Raw genomic sequence first — 17,233 nt, forward strand, 5'->3', positions numbered from 1 at the left:
CAAATCAAAAACTTAGTTAATGTACTTATTTGATATTAAAACTCACCTTTAAACCAACTTTGAACCCGATTCCAAAGACTGGTTACCCCTTGTCGTTCTGGACGCTCGAACTGACGCTCAAACACCCTTCTTGCTCCGTAGTGTAACAAGCCAATTCCTGTTGAATATATGGGCTCATCAACATATTCGAATAAGCCTTTCACAGGTAATGGCGTCGCCACTCTTACTGGCATACCAAATGTGGCTTCAGCCACATCCACTGCCCCCTCGATGGAAGATGTTCCACCAGTGAGAACGATACCCGCTGCAACCTGATCTTCGAGACCAGAATCCCTCAATTCTTTCAGCACCAACTCAAACAACTCTTGATATCTAGGCTCAACCACTTCTGCCAAGGTATGTCTCGACATAGTTCGAGACGGACGCCCCCCTACAGATGGGACCTCTATGCTGTCTTCACGACTTACCATTGCGCTTCTAGCGCTAGCGTATTGAACCTTTATCTGCTCAGCATGAGCCAGAGGTGTACGGAAAATCTTGGCGATATCATTAGTCACCTGATTCCCCGCTACAGGTATAACTGCACAATGCCTTAATGCACCATTGGTATATACTGTGATATCGGTTGTACCACCGCCTATATCAACCAAACAGACCCCTAGGTCTTTTTCATCATTGGTCAATACCGAGTCGGCCGAAGCAATCGCCGAGAACACGAGATCATCGACCTTAAGACCACAACGCTCGACACTCTTAGTAATATTCTTCGCCATATCATTGGCACAAGTGACGATATGAACCTTAGCTTCCATACGCATACCTGACATGCCTATAGGACTCTTAATTCCATCCTGAACATCGATGGCGTACTCTTGTGGTAACACATGCAAGATGCGACGTTCGGTCGGTATTTTCACCGAACGTGCCGTATGGATAACATTATCGACATCGTCCTGGGTGACTTCTTCATCATTGATTGACACCATGCCATTTTCATTCTGACATGCGATATGCTTTCCTGAGATGCCCAAGTAGACAGAGGAGACCTGACAATCGGCCATCAGTTCAGCTTGATCTAAGGCTCGCTGGACACTGCGCACAATTGAATCAAGATCATTCACGCCGCCTTTATCCATGCCTCTGGATTGATGGGTCCCTAAGCCGACGACACTGATCTCACCATCGGGCAGCACTTCACCTATAATCACAGCAACTTTTGACGTTCCTATGTCCAATCCAACGATCAGATTTCTATCTTGATTCTTGGTCATTATTTACTGGCTCTCTTCTGTGCGTTAACCCAACCCACGGCTAATCCGGTGTCGTAGCGCAAATCTACCTTAGCAACATCTTTATCTTGCTTAATCAACGTCGGATACACGTTTATAAATCTTTGTATCCTCGCCATTTTATCTTCTCTACCTAGCTCAAGCGTGATCCCACTCGCTAGGACACCATGCCATGCATGTCTTGGGCTCAAACTTAACCCCTCTAAGTCAAAACCATTAATCTTCAGTAATTCACTCACTTGTCGATACGTGGTCAACACGAGCTTAGACTGACCTTCAGGACCGGCTAATCTTGGCAAGGGACCTATATCCTCTTTTTGAGGAGCATCAAACACTTCTCCAAGCTGGTTAAGCCAGGCATCACCATTCCAATGGGCGACCACATGCTGTTCAACTAAGTAAACTCTCAATTTCGCAGGCCATTCACGCCTCACTGACGCCTGATAAACCCAAGGCAATGCCTCTAATGCTTCCTGAACTTGGTTCACGTCTGCAGAAAAAAAACTTCTCTGCATCAAGTCCTGCAAGGCCGCCTGTATCTCCGCATCTGAGGTATGAGTTCTCTCCCCCTTAATGGCAACGGCTTCAATAGGTAAGGCGTCTGCATCATGAAGTATTAAATTCAACTTCCAGGCAGCCATAGATAAACCTATGAGCACAAGAAAAAGAAATATCAGCCCAAAACAGAGGTACCAATCCATCTGCGACAGCTTAGCCTTCCAACGGCTACCTACTTCAGCCCAAGACACAAGTATTCCACCTCATCTCTTCCTGCTGTAAATACCTTTCATCAGTACACCAAGGAAAACCGGTCATTATATAGACCTTATGCTCAGGGTCAAAACCTCTAATTTCTTCAATGGCATAGAGTGTAAAATCACATACCCTCCGCATCTAAAGCGGCAGTATCAAAACCTAAGTTCGTTTGGGAAATTAACTTTGATAGGGCACCGATATTGCCAGCTCCCTGAGTCAGCAACAAATCATCACCCTGCAGTACATCCGGCAATACGCTTAGCAAAGAATCTGCTCCAGCAACAAAAATAGGATCTAGCTGCCCACGTTGGCGAATGGAGCGACATAATGCCCGACTATCGGCTCCCGGTACAGGAGCTTCTCCAGCCGCATAAACATCAAGCAAGATTAAACAATCTACTTGAGATAGCACCTCTACAAAATCATCATAAAGATCTCGGGTGCGGCTATATCTATGTGGTTGATATATCATTACAAGACGCTTATCGGGCCAGCCCGATTTTGCCGCTTTTATTGTCGCAGCGACTTCGCTAGGATGGTGACCATAATCATCGACGAACATCACCTCACCTTTATCAGTAGCGAAGCTACCTAGTTGCTGAAAACGTCTTCCTATTCCCTGAAACTCAGCCAAGGCGCCTACAATGGCCTCATCTTCTATCTCATCTTCGGTGGCTACCGCGATCGCTGCCAGAGCGTTGAGTACATTATGCTCACCGGGCAAGTTCACTATCACAGCGATGTCTTCAACCCCCTCTCGTCTGAGTGTGAAGTGACTACTATAACCCTGCTGAACAAAATTCAATGCCTGAATATCCGCATCTTCACTAAAGCCATAGGTCACAATCTTTCGGCCTACATTGGGCAGCAGCTCACGGATAACCGGATCGTCGATACACATCACAGCAACGCCATAAAATGGCAAGTTATGCAAAAAATCCATGAAGGTGGATTTTAGTTTCTCAAAGTCGCCGCCATAGGTGTCCATATGATCAGCTTCAATGTTTGTCACCACACTAACCATGGGTTGAAGATGCAAGAAACTCGCATCACTCTCATCGGCCTCGGCGATCAAATAACGACTGCGGCCTAACCTCGCATTGGTTCCTGCACTATTGAGTAGGCCACCGATCACGAAAGTGGGATCTCGGTCGGCTTGAGCATAAACACTCGCTATCAAGCTAGTTGTCGTTGTCTTACCGTGGGTACCCGCAACGGCAACCCCGTGACGATAGCGCATTAACTCAGCCAACATCTCTGCACGCTGAACAACGGGTATTCTCAATTTTTTTGCCGCGACTAGCTCAGGGTTTTCACTATCAATGGCTGTCGATACCACCACAACATCTGCGTCATGAACTTGCTCGGCTTGATGACCAATATAAATTTGAGCGCCTAAAGCTCTCAGCCTTTCAGTAACAGCATTCTCGGCAATATCAGAACCGGATAAGCGATAACCCTCATTGACCAGAACTTCGGCTATTCCACCCATGCCCGCACCACCTATACCGACGAAATAGATATGCTTAACTCGTCTCATCTCAGGAATGATGCTTCTTAACTGTGAATATTTTTCTTTGCTCTTACTCATCTCAATCCTTCTGCGCCAAATCGATGCAAACCTCAGCCACTTTTTCTGTGGCATCAATGACAGCGACATCTTTAGCTCTTTCGCCCATACGACAGAGTTCAGCCCTGTCTGAGGCTAATATCTGTAATTTACCTATTAGTTTATCGGCATCCAAAATTGCCTGAGGCAGTAAAAAAGCACCACCGGCATTCACCAATACTTGGGCATTTTTTGTCTGATGATCGTCTACTGCATGTGGGTAAGGCACTAAAATGCTTGGTAAGCCAACGGCGGCTACTTCAGATACAGTCAGAGCTCCAGCCCGGCAGAGCACCACATCAGCCCAACGATAGGCCGCTTCCATGTCGTCGATAAACTCGGCGACAATGACGCTTCCATCTTGACCTTGATGTTGGTACTCACCTTTCACCGATGACAAATTGCCTTTACCCACTTGATGCCACACCGTTATGGAATGAGTCTTGCTCACAGCATCTGTCACCCCAGGCATAAGATCATTAAACACTTTTGCCCCTAAACTTCCGCCAACGACTAGTACTTTTAACGCATCTTCGACGCAGCCTTCTTCTGCAGACAGGCCTAACTCGACTAATTCTTTACGTATCGGGTTGCCCACGACCTGAGCCGATACTTGATCGAAGGTATCTTCGAAGGCACACAATACCTTGCTTGCAATACGAGACAGCAACTTGTTTGTCATCCCAGGGATTGCATTTTGTTCATGTAAAACTAAAGGGATTCCCATTAGTCTTGCTGCGATCCCACCAGGCCCACTGGCAAATCCGCCCATACCTAAAACCACATCCGGCTTAAACTCTTTTATAACTTCTCTCGCTTGCATCACCGAGCGCATCACCTTAAATGGCGCGGCTAACTTACGCAGTAGTCCGTTTCCTCTGACACCTTTAATATCGATAAAATCAATATCAAAGCCATGCTGAGGTACTAGACGGGCCTCCATACGTTCTGCAGTACCTAGCCATCTCACCTTCCAGCCTTTCTGACTTAGATACTTGGCAACCGCTAACGCAGGAAAAACATGACCACCAGTACCGCCTGCCATGATTAAAATACGTTTATCTGCGGAGACATTTTTCATGAATTAATTTTTCCTTGTACAGCCTGAATACAACTTAACCGTCGCTCATGATCGATGCGGATCAATATCATGGCAGCCGCCGTCATAACCCAGAGGCTACTGCCCCCATAGCTGATAAATGGCAAGGTCAAGCCCTTGGTCGGTAACATACCTATACTTGCCCCCACATTCACAACAGTCTGAAAACAGATCCAGATCCCGATGGAATACGCGAGGTAACCTTCGAAGGCCTTATCTATCTCAAGACATAAATTGCCTAACCTGATCGCTCTTAACGCGACGAAGAGCAGCACAGATAAGACTAAAATAATGCCCACAAAACCTAGCTCTTCACCAATTACAGCAAAAATAAAATCCGTATGTGCTTCTGGTAGGTACTCTAACTTCTGAATACTGTTTCCTAAACCTTGCCCGAACCAATCCCCACGACCATAGGCCATCAAAGACTGAGTTAACTGATAACCGCTACCAAACGGATCTTGCCAAGGGTCTAAAAAAGATGTCACTCGGCGCATTCGATATGGCTCCAGTAATACCAAGGCCACAAACGCCAATACTCCAGTCAAAATCAGTGCAAAGAAATCAAATAGCCGAGCTCCAGCCAAAAATAGCAGGCCTACAGTACCCACAAACAAGACGACAACTGTGCCTAAATCGGGTTGCATCAAGATAAGAAATGCATATACGGCAAAAACAGCAATAGGCTTATAGAAACCCTTGGCATTTTCTCTAATTTCTTCATGGCGCCTAACCAGGTAACCGGACATATAAATAGCAAATGCAAACTTAGCCAGTTCAGCTACCTGTATTCTAATTGGCCCGAACGATAACCAACGCTTAGCCCCGTTCACTGTTGTCCCCACTAGCAAAACCGCGACCAACATGATGCCAACGACAAGCAGGAGCATAGGGCTATACTTTTGCCAGGTACTCATCTCTATCTGTAGAACCACGACCGAAATGATGACGCAGCCAATAAGATACACAATATGTCTGACAACAAAGTGAAATGGATTACCAGTCAGGCTCTGTGCCTCTGGCATAGAGGCCGACATCACCATCACAAAACCAAAGCTTATCAATGAGAAAATAGAGAACAACAAGGCTCGGTCATACAACTGCATGCCGGGAGCTTCATTGTCTTTAAACAAGTTGGGCCAACGCCATGTGACAGACGAGCCGAACAAGTTAAGTTGCCTCTCTTGGCTAGACATCTACAATAGCCTCGGGAGCTATAGTTTCAGTGCTTAATGCCTGTACCTGTTGACGGAAATCATCACCTCTCGCCATAAAACTCTTATACATGTCCAGACTCGCACAAGCCGGTGACAATAAAACAATATCGCCAGCCGTTGCCAAACAGGCAGCTTGCTTGACCGCATCTGCCATAGAATTGACTCTTTTCGAGTGTTCTTTTAGTGCCGCTATTTCATCGCCATCTTTACCCAATGTGATCAGATGAGCAACTTTGTCTAATACAGCTTCCAATGGACTAAAGTCCGCCCCTTTGCCATCCCCGCCGGCAATCAGAATAATGTCACCTAAATGCTCACTCAAGCCTTCCAACGCCGCAACCGTAGCACCGACATTGGTCGCCTTTGAGTCGTTGACGTAAGAAACGGCTGCAATATTTGCCACTAATTCACATCGATGGGCCAAACCGGTAAAATGCTTCGCCACCTCGATCATCGACTCTTTTTCTATTCCGGCATGATAAGCCAGAGCCATGGCGGCTATTAAATTGGCATGATTATGACTACCGACTATCGCAACATCTTGCAATGAGACAATCTCGGTTGTCCCATGGACTATCTTTCCATCCTTAACGCCCCACTCATCATTTATGGGTGACGATAGACCAAAGCTATTTTGGTTCATTGGGTCATTAGGTTGAGTCAAAGGGTCTTCACGATTAAACAAGGCGCTCTTGCTCTGATCGTAAAGGGACAACTTAGCTTGTCGGTAAGCCTCTAGATCGCTATAACGATCCATATGGTCTTCACTGATATTTAAGCAAGTCGCCGAAATACAGTTCAAACTATGAGTTGTCTCTAATTGAAAACTAGAGAGCTCGAGTATATAAAGATCGATTGGTCTCTGTAGTAGATCAAGAACAGGAATACCTATGTTGCCACCCATCGCATAATTAAGACCTGCGGCTTTGGCCATCTCACCCACTAATGTAGTAACCGTTGACTTGCCATTTGAGCCAGTAATCCCTATGACACAAGGATTCCTATCTTTGATCGCTCTAGCAAACAACTCGACATCACCAATAACCTCAATATCCATGTCTATGGCAGCACGAAGCTCAGGTGTGTCTATGGCTATGCCTGGACTAACCACTATTTGACTGGCCTGCACCAGATAACGGCAATCGAAGCCGCCTGTAATCAAGTTCACCTCAGGAAATTCGAGCGCGAGCTGCTCGGCTCCGGGAGGTTGCTCACGACTGTCCATCACCAGAGGTTTAATGCCCTGCTGGCACAAATAGCGCACAACCGAGAGCCCTGTGGCTCCCAATCCTAAAACTAAGTGCGAATTGTGCTGTTCCATAATCAATTACCTTAACTTCAGCGTGGCAAGGCCAAGCAGAACCAAGAACAGTGAAATAATCCAGAATCTAACTATCACTCTGGGCTCGGGCCAACCTTTCAGTTCATAATGATGATGAATAGGTGCCATACGGAAGATTCGCTGACCTCGAAGTTTGTATGATCCGACCTGTAAAATAACCGAAACAGTTTCCATCACGAACACACCGCCCATGATGACCAATAATATTTCTTGACGTACCAAGACTGCTATTGCTCCCAACGCAGCCCCAAGAGCAAGGGATCCAACATCTCCCATGAAGACCTGTGCGGGGTAAGTGTTAAACCAGAGGAACCCAAGCCCTGCACCCACAATCGCAGTACAAACGATCACTAATTCGCCAGCACCAGGCAGATAAGGAATATGCAAATAGTTAGCAAACTGCACGTGACCAGACAGATAGGCAATCAGGGCAAATGCTGCCGCAACCATGACCGTAGGCATGATGGCCAAACCATCTAATCCGTCAGTTAAATTCACCGCGTTACTCGAGCCCACTATGGTGAAATAGGCCAAAACGATGAAGAAAGCCCCCATTTGCGGCATAATATCTTTGAAGAATGGCACCACGAGTTGGGTTTCACCCACAGTATCCGCAGATGCATAGAGGTAAAATGCGATGACTATGGCTGCTATTGACTGCAAAATATATTTCCACCTAGCTATCAACCCCTTGGTGTCTTTACGAACCACTTTACGATAGTCATCGATGAAACCTATAAGACCAAAGGTCGCCAGTACGAATAGCACGACCCAAACATACCGACTGCCCAGATCGCCCCAAAGCAGGACACTGATAAAGATACCAGCCAAGATCAGAATACCGCCCATAGTTGGCGTGCCACGCTTACTAAAGTGTGATTCTGGTCCATCATTGCGCACAACCTGCCCAATTTGTAGCGTTTGTAGACGCTCGATCATCTTCGGTCCCCACCAAAGACTAAAAATCAACGCGGTCATCAGGCCTAAGATAGCTCTGAAAGTGACATAAGAAAAAACGTTAAACCCAGAATAAAACTGAGTTAAATACTCCGCCAGATAGACCAGCATTAAACAAACTCCCCGCGCCCGTAGGCAAGTATTAAAGCTTCGACCACGCGCTCCATTCTGGCGCTACGTGATCCTTTGACCAAAACAGTTACATTACCTTGTAATTGCTTAATATTTTTTATTAAACCTTCTACCAAGAGCTCGAGGCGAATATAGCCATCGACCCCGAAGGCACGACTCGCATTAGCACTGAGTTCACCTAAGGTAAACAGTGATTCTAGGCCTCTTTGTTTTGCTAGTTCGCCTAGCTCAGTGTGCAAAAGGCACGCATTGTCGCCCAATTCTCCCAAATCACCCAGCACTAAACAGCGATGACCTTCAATTTTTTGAAGCCAATCAACTGCGGCGGTAACTGAAGCTGGGTTTGCGTTATAGCTATCATCGATCACACGAACCCGCCCCAATTGAGTGGGCAGCATTCTACCTTTGACAGGCTCCAGAAGTGACAAGCCTAATTTTATTTCATCTAGGGTTAATCCAAATGATAAGCAGATGGCCGTAGCGGCTAGGGCATTACTCACCTGGTGACGCCCTGATAGCGGCAAGGCTATCAAAACCACTTCTTGCAAGTAACTCAATTTGAAGCGATAACAGCCCATAAGATCGGCTTCAAGATCCGATGCCTGAATATCTGCCTCAGCCTCAACTCCAAATGTCAGCCGAGTAAAATCAGCTGATGCTGATAACATGACTGACGCGAATTGATCGTCTGCATTGATAACTGCAGTTCCAGCCTGTGATAAATGATTGAATATTTCAGACTTGGCACTGGCAACGCCTTCAAGGGAACCAAAGCCCTCCAAGTGCGCCGAAGCCACATTGTTGACTAAGGCCACATCAGGCTTGACCAAAGAAGAGGTGTGGTCTATCTCTCCCTTGTGATTAGCGCCTAACTCGAACACGCCAAATTCATCATCAGCCTCTAGGCGTAAGAGTGTCAAAGGCACGCCTATTTCATTATTGAAATTTCCTGCGGTATACAACACCTTGTGCCTTTGAGATAAGATGGTTGCCACCATCTCCTTAACGCTGGTCTTGCCATTCGACCCTGTTAACGCAACGGATTTAGGCTGGATAAGCTCTTTTATGTGAGCCCCAAGTTCTCCCATCGCCTTCTGGGTATCTTTAACGATCAGTTGCGCGATATTCAATGGCAATTCGTGCTCGACCAACAGAGCCGTCGCCCCATTTTCCACTGCCGTGCTAGCAAAATCATGTCCATCGAATTTGTCGCCTTTCAAGGCGACAAACAGAGTTTGCTCTGGGATAGCCCGGCTGTCACTGGAAACATGATGAATTTCACCGTCGGCGCCCACTAGCCTAGCATTCAAGCGTTGACATATATCCGACAAGTTCAATGGGATCATATCTGCTCCCCCGCCAGTGATTTCGCTAATGCTCTCTCATCATAATCCAAGCGTTTACCAGCTATTTCCTGATAGGTTTCATGTCCTTTCCCCGCCAACAAGATAAGATCCCCTGGTTTTGCTAAGGCGACAACTTGTCTGATGGCTTTCTCCCGGTTCACTTGGGTTAACGCCCGTTCAGGGGATTTCAAACCCGCTAATATTTCCTCTATGATGACTTCGGGAGATTCACTCCTGGCATTATCGCTGGTGACCATTACGTTATCGGCGTAGTGTTCGGCTGCTTGGGCCATCAGTGGCCTTTTACCCTTATCACGATCGCCTCCACAGCCAAATAAACACCATAACTGACCTTCACAATGGCCTCGCAACGCCTTTAGAGCTTGTTCTATAGCATCCGGGGTATGTGCATAATCGACCACTATGGTCACACCATTTGTTGTGGTAAACCGTTCCATCCTTCCCTCAACAGGTTTAAGTTGAGGCACCGAGGCCACCATGGCCTGCATATCATAACCAATCAGATACAAGGCACCCAAGGCGGCGATTAAATTGGAGAGATTGAAAGAGCCTAGCAGGGGTGATGCCAACTTAGCCTGCCCGTCGGGCCAGACTAACGTAGCTGTAACACCTTGATGGTGTTGATGGTTATCTTGGGTGAATATACTTGCCGTATCGGCATGTGCCGAACAGATACTGAAGCCTAAGTACTTAGCCGATTGAGCCTCAAAGAGCCACTGACGTCCAACTTCATCATCGAGATTGATCAGGCTGTTTTGCAAGGATGGAAACTGGAATAACTTTTTCTTTGCATCGCCATAAGCCAGCATAGTGCCGTGGTAATCTAAATGATCTCGACTCAAATTAGTAAAAACGGCGACATCGAATGGCACCGCTTCAATACGTCCTTGAATAAGCCCATGACTGGATACTTCCATGGCACACAAGTCTGCACCCGCCAGATTAAAAGCTTGTAACTGGGCCGAAATAGTAATGGGATCGGCCGTGGTATTGCCACTGTCGACTAAGTCTCCCCATAAACCGTTGCCTAAGGTGCCCATCAAGGAAGCTTGCTTGCCCAGAAATGCTACTAGCTGAGCCATCAATTGAGTGATGGATGTCTTGCCATTAGTCCCTGTAATACCGACGAGCTTAAGTCTATGGGCACCTAATGGATATGCTTGTGCCCCGATTGCCGACAACTTCTGGTTTAACTGAAAAAATAGCACCTGAGGTGAGTCAGCTTGCTCAATTTTGAGCTGACCATGTTCAGTAGGCTCGTCAGTATGGACTAAGGCTGCTATCGCCCCTTTCTCAAATGCAGCATGAACAAACTTTCTGCCGTCGACGAGATGCCCCGGAACCGCAATAAACAGATCCCCGCCAGCAATAGCTCTGCTGTCTAATGATATGTTATTAAACGATTCCGCCCCAGAGTAATGCAGCCAAGGCGCTAAAAGATCACTTAAACGCATTATTCTGTTCTCCTGACATGGCTCTCTAGGCGCACTTTTTCTTTCGATGTAATAGGCTCCACATTCAGCATTTGTAATGCACCAGACATCACCTTAGCAAATGCAGGTCCAGCCACATCGCCACCATAATATTTGTCCCCTTTTGGCTCATTCACCACCACAGCAATCGCGAGCCTGGGATTATGCACGGGAGCAACTCCGGCGAACAGAGCAACATAGTCTTCACCATAGCCACCGGCAACGGCTTTTCGTGCTGTACCTGTCTTGCCCGCAACTGGATATCCTTCGATATGAGCTTTTCTGGCTGTGCCACCAGCCTCAGTCACACCTATCAGCATCTCCATGACATGCTGTGCAACTTCAGGAGAGATGACCTGAACGCCTTCAGGTTTCTTCTTGAGCTTCAAGATAGATGACGGATACAAGACACCTTTACCGCCCAACATGGCATACATTCTTGCTATCTGTAACGGAGTCACTGTGAGGGCATAACCAAAAGAAAGAGTCGCTCGTTCAAACTCAGACCAACGCCTACGGTCATGGAGTAAACCTGTACTCTCTCCCGCAAGATTTATACCCGAATAATTACCTAAGCCCATGGCCTGGTAATACCCTAATAGTTCCTGCACAGGCATTGATAGGGCAATCTTGGTCATACCAACGTTACTGGAATGAACCAATACTTCACCTAAGGAAAGGTCGCCATAGTTCCTACCGTCACGCACGATCTTACCGCCAATCCGAATGCGTCCCGGTGAGGTCTTAAAGATCTGATCCTTATCTATGGTACCCGCCTCTAACGCAGCAGCCACCACGAAAGGCTTAATCGTTGAGCCCGGCTCATATGCATCAGTTAGCGCACGATTACGCATGCGATAACTCTGTAAGTTGTCTCTGGAATTAGGGTTATAAGATGGGGTATTCGCCATAGCCAATACTTCACCGGTATTCACATCGATAACGACTATTGAGGCGGAGGTAGCCTGATTAATCTCAGTGACACGCTTGATCTCACGATAGGCTAATTGTTGAATACGTTGATCTATACTCAGCACTAAGTCGTTCGGACTCTCACCTTCTTGCACCATGTCCAGGCGCTCAACAACATGCCCATCTCTGGATTTACGTACTTTCTGTTTCGAAGGTGTGCCCGTCAACCAGTCGTTATAGGTGTTTTCAATCCCCTCGATACCAACATCATCTATGTTGGTAATGCCAATTATTTGGGCTGAGATTTCGCTGGTAGGGTAATATCTACGTGACTCGGCTTTAAGATATATCCCAGGCAATTTGAGTTTCTTGATGTAATCGGCAACAGCTGGGGTCACTTGACGTTTTAAGTAAGTGAAACGTCGCTTGGGATTTGATTGAACTCGACTTAAAATTTTATCTTCTGGCTCATGTAGTACATCGGCTAATGCCTCCCAAAGACGCATATCGGCAAAACCATTTTTATCAAAAACAACTTTAGGATCGGCATACACGGCTTTCACAGGTACACTTACAGCCAACATTTCACCGTTACGATCGGTAATGAGTCCCCGCTGAACCTCTCTGCTGGTTGTTCTTAAACTGCGCATATCGCTTTCATGGCGCAACTTTTCAGGTTCGATGATCTGAATATATGCGGCTCGACCAATCAAACTGGTGAATAACAGGCAGACGAACCCCACCACTACGTATAAACGCCAGTGAATGAGCTGTGGTTTTTGCTTCCTTTTAGCCTGCTTATTCTTCCTCATGATGCTTTTGTTATCACCTCTCCTTGATTGTTTTTAGCTATGAATTTTAAACTTTCAATATATAAACGCGATTATCATCACGGTATCCTTACCACGACCTCTTCCTTAGGCAATGGCCGACTCATGCCTAACTTTTTACTCGCAATCCGGGTAATTCGACTATGTTCAGACTGAGATTGCTCTTCGAGTAATAGATTTCGCCATTCGATATCTAGCCTATCTCTTTCCTGCCACATCTGATCCCATTGGCTGATATATTTACGGCTCACATGGCTTGTATATACAATGGTGATCGCATTACCAACCACAGCCGCCGCAAGCAACAATATCCACTTATGATGCCAAAGATCGAGTAAGACTATTCGGGTCAGGTTTAATTGAGCTTGCCCCACTTCAGACCTCCCTGCCACGCACACTTATATCCAATGAGTCAGCTGCTAGCATTTGCTTCCACACCCATTATTAATACTCTAACCTCTCTGCGACTCGCAAAACTGAGCTACGGGCTCTCTTGTTCATTTCAATCTCTTCGGCAGAAGGCTTAGTCGCCTTACCAACCCCTCTCAATAAGCGTGTTTTATTGAGTTCAGCCTCTGTTATCGGCAAACCATGGGGAACACTTTTCCCCTGGCTATGACGACGGATAAAACGCTTCACCATTCTGTCTTCAAGAGAATGGAAACTGATCACCGATAAACGTCCCTGAGGTGCCAATACTGCCAGCGCCCCCTCTAAAGCCTGATCGATCTGTTCTAATTCACTATTTATGTAAATGCGTATTGCCTGAAATACTCGTGTGGCTGGATGTTTATTTCGCTCTTTACTCTTACAGATCCTAGCGATAAGATCCGCCAGTTCCTTGGTCCTCAAAAAAGGAGTCTTATCACGATCTGCCGCAATACATCGCGCGATATGACGAGAATTTTTCTCTTCACCGTAAGTCTTAAATACCCATGCCATATCTTCGATTTCGGCACGAGCGATCCAGTCAGCAGCTGTTTCCCCCTGAGAGTTATCCATACGCATGTCCAGTGGACCATCTCTTAAAAAACTAAATCCACGCTCGGCATCATCAAGTTGAGGTGATGACACACCAAAATCGAGCAACACACCATCGATCTTGCCTTTCAAGCCAAGATCTTCAACATAATGAGCCAACTGACCAAAGCCACCATGCACTATGCTGAATCTTGTATCGTCGGCAAACTGCTTAGCAGCCTCTATGGCTTGTGGATCTCTGTCTATGGCAATTAAACGGCCATTCTCACCTAAGTGCTTCAACACTTCACGAGAATGCCCGCCTCGGCCAAAGGTGCCATCGATATAGATGCCATCTTGTTTTATGTTCAGGCCTGCAACCGTCTCAGAAAGCAGTACCGATAAATGTGAAAATTCTTGGCTCATTAGTATCTTCTATCTATTTTTACGTCACTGTTCACAGTGAAAAATCAGCAAGACGTTCATTGTTGGCGAACTCTTCGCTACGAATCGTCTCTCGGCTTTGCTCTATCTGTTGCTGCCATGCAGCCTCATCCCAGAGCTCAAATTTGTTTAACTGCCCTACTAACATTGCGTGTTTATCTAAATTCGCATATTGACGTAACGGCATAGGAAGTAATAACCTACCGTTACCATCTAGCTCACACTCGTGTGCATAGCCTAATAGCAATCTTTTCATCGCTCGTTCAGAAGCTTGGGTATCGGAAAGCAGGAGTAACTTTGCTTCGATCTTGCTCCATTCATCTAACGGATATAGCAAAAGACAAGGTGATTGAAAATCAACAGTGATCACTAACAGACCATCATAATCGGCACGTAATGGCTCGCGGTAGCGCTTAGGAATAGCGATCCGGCCTTTTGTATCAAGGTTTATAGCACTCGCACCACGAAACACGTTAGCTTGTCCTTGCTGTCAGTAAATGATCCACTTATATCCACAAATTCCCACAACTGTTAATTCTAGAGACAGAACACAAGACTTGTCAAGAGCACCATCTATTTAAAAATCCAGTACTCAAGCGGGTTAGCAGCATGTTTCAAAAATGATTGAGTTAACGAAACTAGATGGGGAAAAGTGGATCTAAATCTCTAAAGAGTAGGAAAAACAGACAGAAGAGGTGTCAAAAGTCGAATACAAGAGATGAAAAGTGGAAGAAAATCCCAGAAATATTCAACTCTACTTGGCAATAGAAAGTTCCAATTCGATTTTCTGATTTCTAATTACATCACATTCTCGCCAAAATGCTCATGAGTTAAGAAGCTCAGATAAACAAAGATTAATCATTGTTCAATCTTATAAGAGCAACTATTAACACTTAAGCATGACTAAATATCGAGCATAAACTGCCGATATAACTAAGTAGGAGCACTTAACAGGAGATATTATGGTTGGTTTAGATAGCCTTTATGCCATGCTGGCACGCCCCGTTCAGCCAAGCATTAAACGCAAACGCTTAATTGTCGAGGAAGCTGATACTAGCGCGAGTATTGCTGCCGATGATCATGAAACTCCACAGTCGCACCAGCCACTTGGTCTTGATAGAAGGCAATCGCCGGAAGATAGACGCGAAGGTGTATTTCGTAGCGATCGCCGTAGTGCTCCAGAAACTGAAACAGGAGACGACACAAACCTAGCCGAGGAAGAGGCGGTTAACTCACCACTCCCCAGAATTGATATCGATATTTAATCAGCCCCAAAAGCTAATAACACATCATTTCAGCTAGGCCTTATTTGAGGTAACTTGAGAAACAGCCTCTTTCCAGCCGAGATAAAGACTCTCTCTTGCCTCTGCTGAAATTCTAGGGCTAAAGGATTTATCTAAGCTAGCTTTATGTTTCAACTCAGCTGTAGACTGCCAAAAACCCACTGCTAAGCCTGCCAGAAAGGCGGCTCCCATTGCCGTCGTTTCGGTGACCATGGGGCGCTGCACTTCTACGTTGGTGATGTCTGCCTGAAACTGCATTAAAAAGTCATTAGCAACTGCGCCACCATCTACCTTAAGCTGTTTTAACATGACTCCACTGTCTCTGGTCATCGCCTGAAGAAGATCGCGACTCTGATATGCAATAGCCTCCAGTGCGGCTCTGATAATATGATTTCGATTGGAGCCTCGTGTTAAACCGACCAAGGCACCACGAGCATTAGGCTCCCAATAAGGCGCGCCTAAACCAACAAAGGCCGGAACTAAATAAACACCATTGGTATCTTCTACTTTGGAAGCGAAGTATTCGGTATCTTGAGCATCGCGAATCAACCCAAGCTCATCTCTGAGCCATTGAATCGTCGCTCCGCCCATAAACACGGCTCCCTCCAAGGCATAATTAACTTCTCCTTTGGCACCTATAGCTATAGTCGTTAGCAAACCATGTTTAGACTGCACAGCCTGTTTGCCTGTATTCATCAGCAAAAAGCAACCTGTACCATAGGTATTTTTGGCCATGCCCTCATCGATACAGAGCTGGCCAAATAAGGCGGACTGCTGATCACCAGCAATACCAGCAATGTCTATCTTCCCGCCTTCCCCTGCAATCCTTGTCTTACCATAAATACAAGTAGAGGGCTTAACTTCGGGTAATAAGGAACCAGGTATATTGAGTGCTTTGAGTAACTTTTGATCCCATTCCTGGGTATGAATATTGAATAGTAAGGTACGGCTAGCATTAGTAGGATCAGTTACATGAACCTTGCCCTCAGTCAACTTCCATACCAACCAGGTATCGATAGTGCCGAACAGGAGATCACCTTTTTCCGCTCGAGCTCTCACGCCAGGCACATTATCTAATATCCACATTATCTTAGTGCCCGAAAAATAGGGATCTAAGAGAAGCCCGGTAGATTCACGTACATAATCTTCTAGGCCTTGTGACTTGAGCTCATCACAGATACTACTGCTACGGCGGCATTGCCAGACAATGGCGTTATAAACCGGCTTGCCTGTGTTTTTATCCCATATTACCGTAGTTTCACGTTGATTGGTTATGCCAATGGCAGCCACTTCATCACTGTGAATATCGGCTCTGGCGAGCACCTCGATCAAGGTGGAACTTTGGGATGCCCATATTTCCATAGGATCATGCTCGACCCAGCCCGCTTGAGGGTACACTTGAGTAAATTCGCGCTGAGACATGGCAACAATATTGGCATCACGATCAAATACGATAGCTCTTGAGCTTGTGGTCCCCTGATCTAACGCAATCACATATTTCTTGGTCACAACTTTTTCCTATTCTTGGCTACTATTTCTCAATCACCAGCAATAACCATCTTAG

Annotated in this window: 15 protein-coding genes; 1 reads left to right on the forward strand and 14 read right to left on the reverse strand. The window is 46.1% G+C overall.

Features of this window, described 5'->3' with window-relative positions; all coding sequences use genetic code 11:
* Nucleotides 1-35: 35 nt before the first annotated feature.
* The 13 genes from ftsA to mraZ all read right to left on the reverse strand — a co-directional run bounded on the left by ftsA (nucleotide 36) and on the right by mraZ (nucleotide 14,858).
* Nucleotides 36-1,271 carry a cell division protein FtsA gene (gene ftsA / locus sps_RS16120; RefSeq protein WP_077753455.1) on the reverse strand — a complete coding sequence of 412 codons (1,236 nt, stop codon included), beginning with the start codon at nucleotides 1,269-1,271 and terminating at the stop codon, nucleotides 36-38.
* Nucleotides 1,271-2,038: a cell division protein FtsQ/DivIB gene (locus tag sps_RS16125; protein ID WP_149027291.1), complete on the reverse strand. Its 768-nt coding sequence runs from the start codon at nucleotides 2,036-2,038 to the stop codon at nucleotides 1,271-1,273. The genes ftsA and sps_RS16125 overlap by 1 nt, the downstream gene beginning before the upstream one ends.
* Before the next feature lie 128 nt (nucleotides 2,039-2,166).
* Entirely contained in the window at nucleotides 2,167-3,636 is a 1,470-nt protein-coding gene (gene murC, locus sps_RS16130; RefSeq protein ID WP_077753456.1) for a UDP-N-acetylmuramate--L-alanine ligase, read from the reverse strand.
* Between the two features lies 1 nt (nucleotide 3,637).
* Nucleotides 3,638-4,735, reverse strand: a complete 1,098-nt coding sequence (murG, locus tag sps_RS16135; RefSeq protein ID WP_077753457.1) for an undecaprenyldiphospho-muramoylpentapeptide beta-N-acetylglucosaminyltransferase — start codon at nucleotides 4,733-4,735, stop codon at nucleotides 3,638-3,640.
* Nucleotides 4,732-5,949: a cell division protein FtsW gene (ftsW, locus tag sps_RS16140; protein ID WP_077753458.1), complete on the reverse strand. Its 1,218-nt coding sequence runs from the start codon at nucleotides 5,947-5,949 to the stop codon at nucleotides 4,732-4,734. The genes murG and ftsW overlap by 4 nt, the downstream gene beginning before the upstream one ends.
* Nucleotides 5,942-7,291: a UDP-N-acetylmuramoyl-L-alanine--D-glutamate ligase gene (murD, locus tag sps_RS16145; protein ID WP_077753459.1), complete on the reverse strand. Its 1,350-nt coding sequence runs from the start codon at nucleotides 7,289-7,291 to the stop codon at nucleotides 5,942-5,944. The genes ftsW and murD overlap by 8 nt, the downstream gene beginning before the upstream one ends.
* Nucleotides 7,292-7,297: 6 nt before the next feature.
* Nucleotides 7,298-8,380 (reverse strand): phospho-N-acetylmuramoyl-pentapeptide-transferase, encoded by a 1,083-nt coding sequence (mraY, locus tag sps_RS16150; protein ID WP_077753460.1) that lies wholly within the window; start codon nucleotides 8,378-8,380, stop codon nucleotides 7,298-7,300.
* Entirely contained in the window at nucleotides 8,380-9,747 is a 1,368-nt protein-coding gene (locus sps_RS16155) for a UDP-N-acetylmuramoyl-tripeptide--D-alanyl-D-alanine ligase (RefSeq protein WP_077753461.1), read from the reverse strand. Before sps_RS16155 ends, mraY begins: the two co-directional genes overlap by 1 nt.
* Entirely contained in the window at nucleotides 9,744-11,222 is a 1,479-nt protein-coding gene (murE, locus tag sps_RS16160; protein WP_179948379.1) for a UDP-N-acetylmuramoyl-L-alanyl-D-glutamate--2,6-diaminopimelate ligase, read from the reverse strand. The genes sps_RS16155 and murE overlap by 4 nt, the downstream gene beginning before the upstream one ends.
* The gene (locus tag sps_RS16165) at nucleotides 11,222-12,964 is read right to left on the reverse strand and encodes a peptidoglycan D,D-transpeptidase FtsI family protein (RefSeq protein WP_077753463.1); all 1,743 of its coding nucleotides are present in this window, start codon (nucleotides 12,962-12,964) and stop codon (nucleotides 11,222-11,224) included. The genes murE and sps_RS16165 overlap by 1 nt, the downstream gene beginning before the upstream one ends.
* Before the next feature lie 77 nt (nucleotides 12,965-13,041).
* On the reverse strand, nucleotides 13,042-13,356 hold the full coding sequence (ftsL, locus tag sps_RS16170) for a cell division protein FtsL (RefSeq protein WP_077753464.1): 315 nt from the start codon (nucleotides 13,354-13,356) through the stop codon (nucleotides 13,042-13,044).
* Nucleotides 13,357-13,426: 70 nt separating this feature from the next.
* Nucleotides 13,427-14,368: a 16S rRNA (cytosine(1402)-N(4))-methyltransferase RsmH gene (rsmH, locus tag sps_RS16175; protein WP_077753465.1), complete on the reverse strand. Its 942-nt coding sequence runs from the start codon at nucleotides 14,366-14,368 to the stop codon at nucleotides 13,427-13,429.
* A 31-nt stretch (nucleotides 14,369-14,399) separates the two neighbouring features.
* Complete coding sequence (gene mraZ, locus sps_RS16180; protein WP_077753466.1) at nucleotides 14,400-14,858, reverse strand: division/cell wall cluster transcriptional repressor MraZ; 459 nt, start codon at nucleotides 14,856-14,858, stop codon at nucleotides 14,400-14,402.
* 490 nt (nucleotides 14,859-15,348) lie between these two features.
* Between mraZ and sps_RS16185 the strand changes: the two genes are divergently transcribed.
* Complete coding sequence (locus sps_RS16185; RefSeq protein ID WP_077753467.1) at nucleotides 15,349-15,651, forward strand: hypothetical protein; 303 nt, start codon at nucleotides 15,349-15,351, stop codon at nucleotides 15,649-15,651.
* Between the two features lie 33 nt (nucleotides 15,652-15,684).
* Here the strand turns inward: sps_RS16185 and glpK are convergent, their stop codons facing one another.
* Nucleotides 15,685-17,178: a glycerol kinase GlpK gene (gene glpK, locus sps_RS16190; protein WP_077753468.1), complete on the reverse strand. Its 1,494-nt coding sequence runs from the start codon at nucleotides 17,176-17,178 to the stop codon at nucleotides 15,685-15,687.
* Nucleotides 17,179-17,233: the final 55 nt, after the last annotated feature.

This window comes from Shewanella psychrophila (genome assembly GCF_002005305.1).
GTDB lineage: Bacteria > Pseudomonadota > Gammaproteobacteria > Enterobacterales > Shewanellaceae > Shewanella > Shewanella psychrophila.

Excerpts from the sequence above, each read along its gene's own strand:
- sps_RS16165 (WP_077753463.1), bottom strand. The coding sequence starts at position 12,964 with ATGAGGAAGAATAAGCAGGCTAAAAGGAAGCAAAAACCACAGCTCATT.
- mraY (WP_077753460.1), bottom strand. The coding sequence starts at position 8,380 with ATGCTGGTCTATCTGGCGGAGTATTTAACTCAGTTTTATTCTGGGTTT.
- rsmH (WP_077753465.1), bottom strand. The coding sequence starts at position 14,368 with ATGAGCCAAGAATTTTCACATTTATCGGTACTGCTTTCTGAGACGGTT.
- murE (WP_179948379.1), bottom strand. The coding sequence starts at position 11,222 with ATGCGTTTAAGTGATCTTTTAGCGCCTTGGCTGCATTACTCTGGGGCG.
- murD (WP_077753459.1), bottom strand. The coding sequence starts at position 7,291 with ATGGAACAGCACAATTCGCACTTAGTTTTAGGATTGGGAGCCACAGGG.
- murG (WP_077753457.1), bottom strand. The coding sequence starts at position 4,735 with ATGAAAAATGTCTCCGCAGATAAACGTATTTTAATCATGGCAGGCGGT.
- ftsW (WP_077753458.1), bottom strand. The coding sequence starts at position 5,949 with ATGTCTAGCCAAGAGAGGCAACTTAACTTGTTCGGCTCGTCTGTCACA.
- sps_RS16155 (WP_077753461.1), bottom strand. The coding sequence starts at position 9,747 with ATGATCCCATTGAACTTGTCGGATATATGTCAACGCTTGAATGCTAGG.
- ftsA (WP_077753455.1), bottom strand. The coding sequence starts at position 1,271 with ATGACCAAGAATCAAGATAGAAATCTGATCGTTGGATTGGACATAGGA.
- murC (WP_077753456.1), bottom strand. The coding sequence starts at position 3,636 with ATGAGTAAGAGCAAAGAAAAATATTCACAGTTAAGAAGCATCATTCCT.
- sps_RS16185 (WP_077753467.1), top strand. The coding sequence starts at position 15,349 with ATGGTTGGTTTAGATAGCCTTTATGCCATGCTGGCACGCCCCGTTCAG.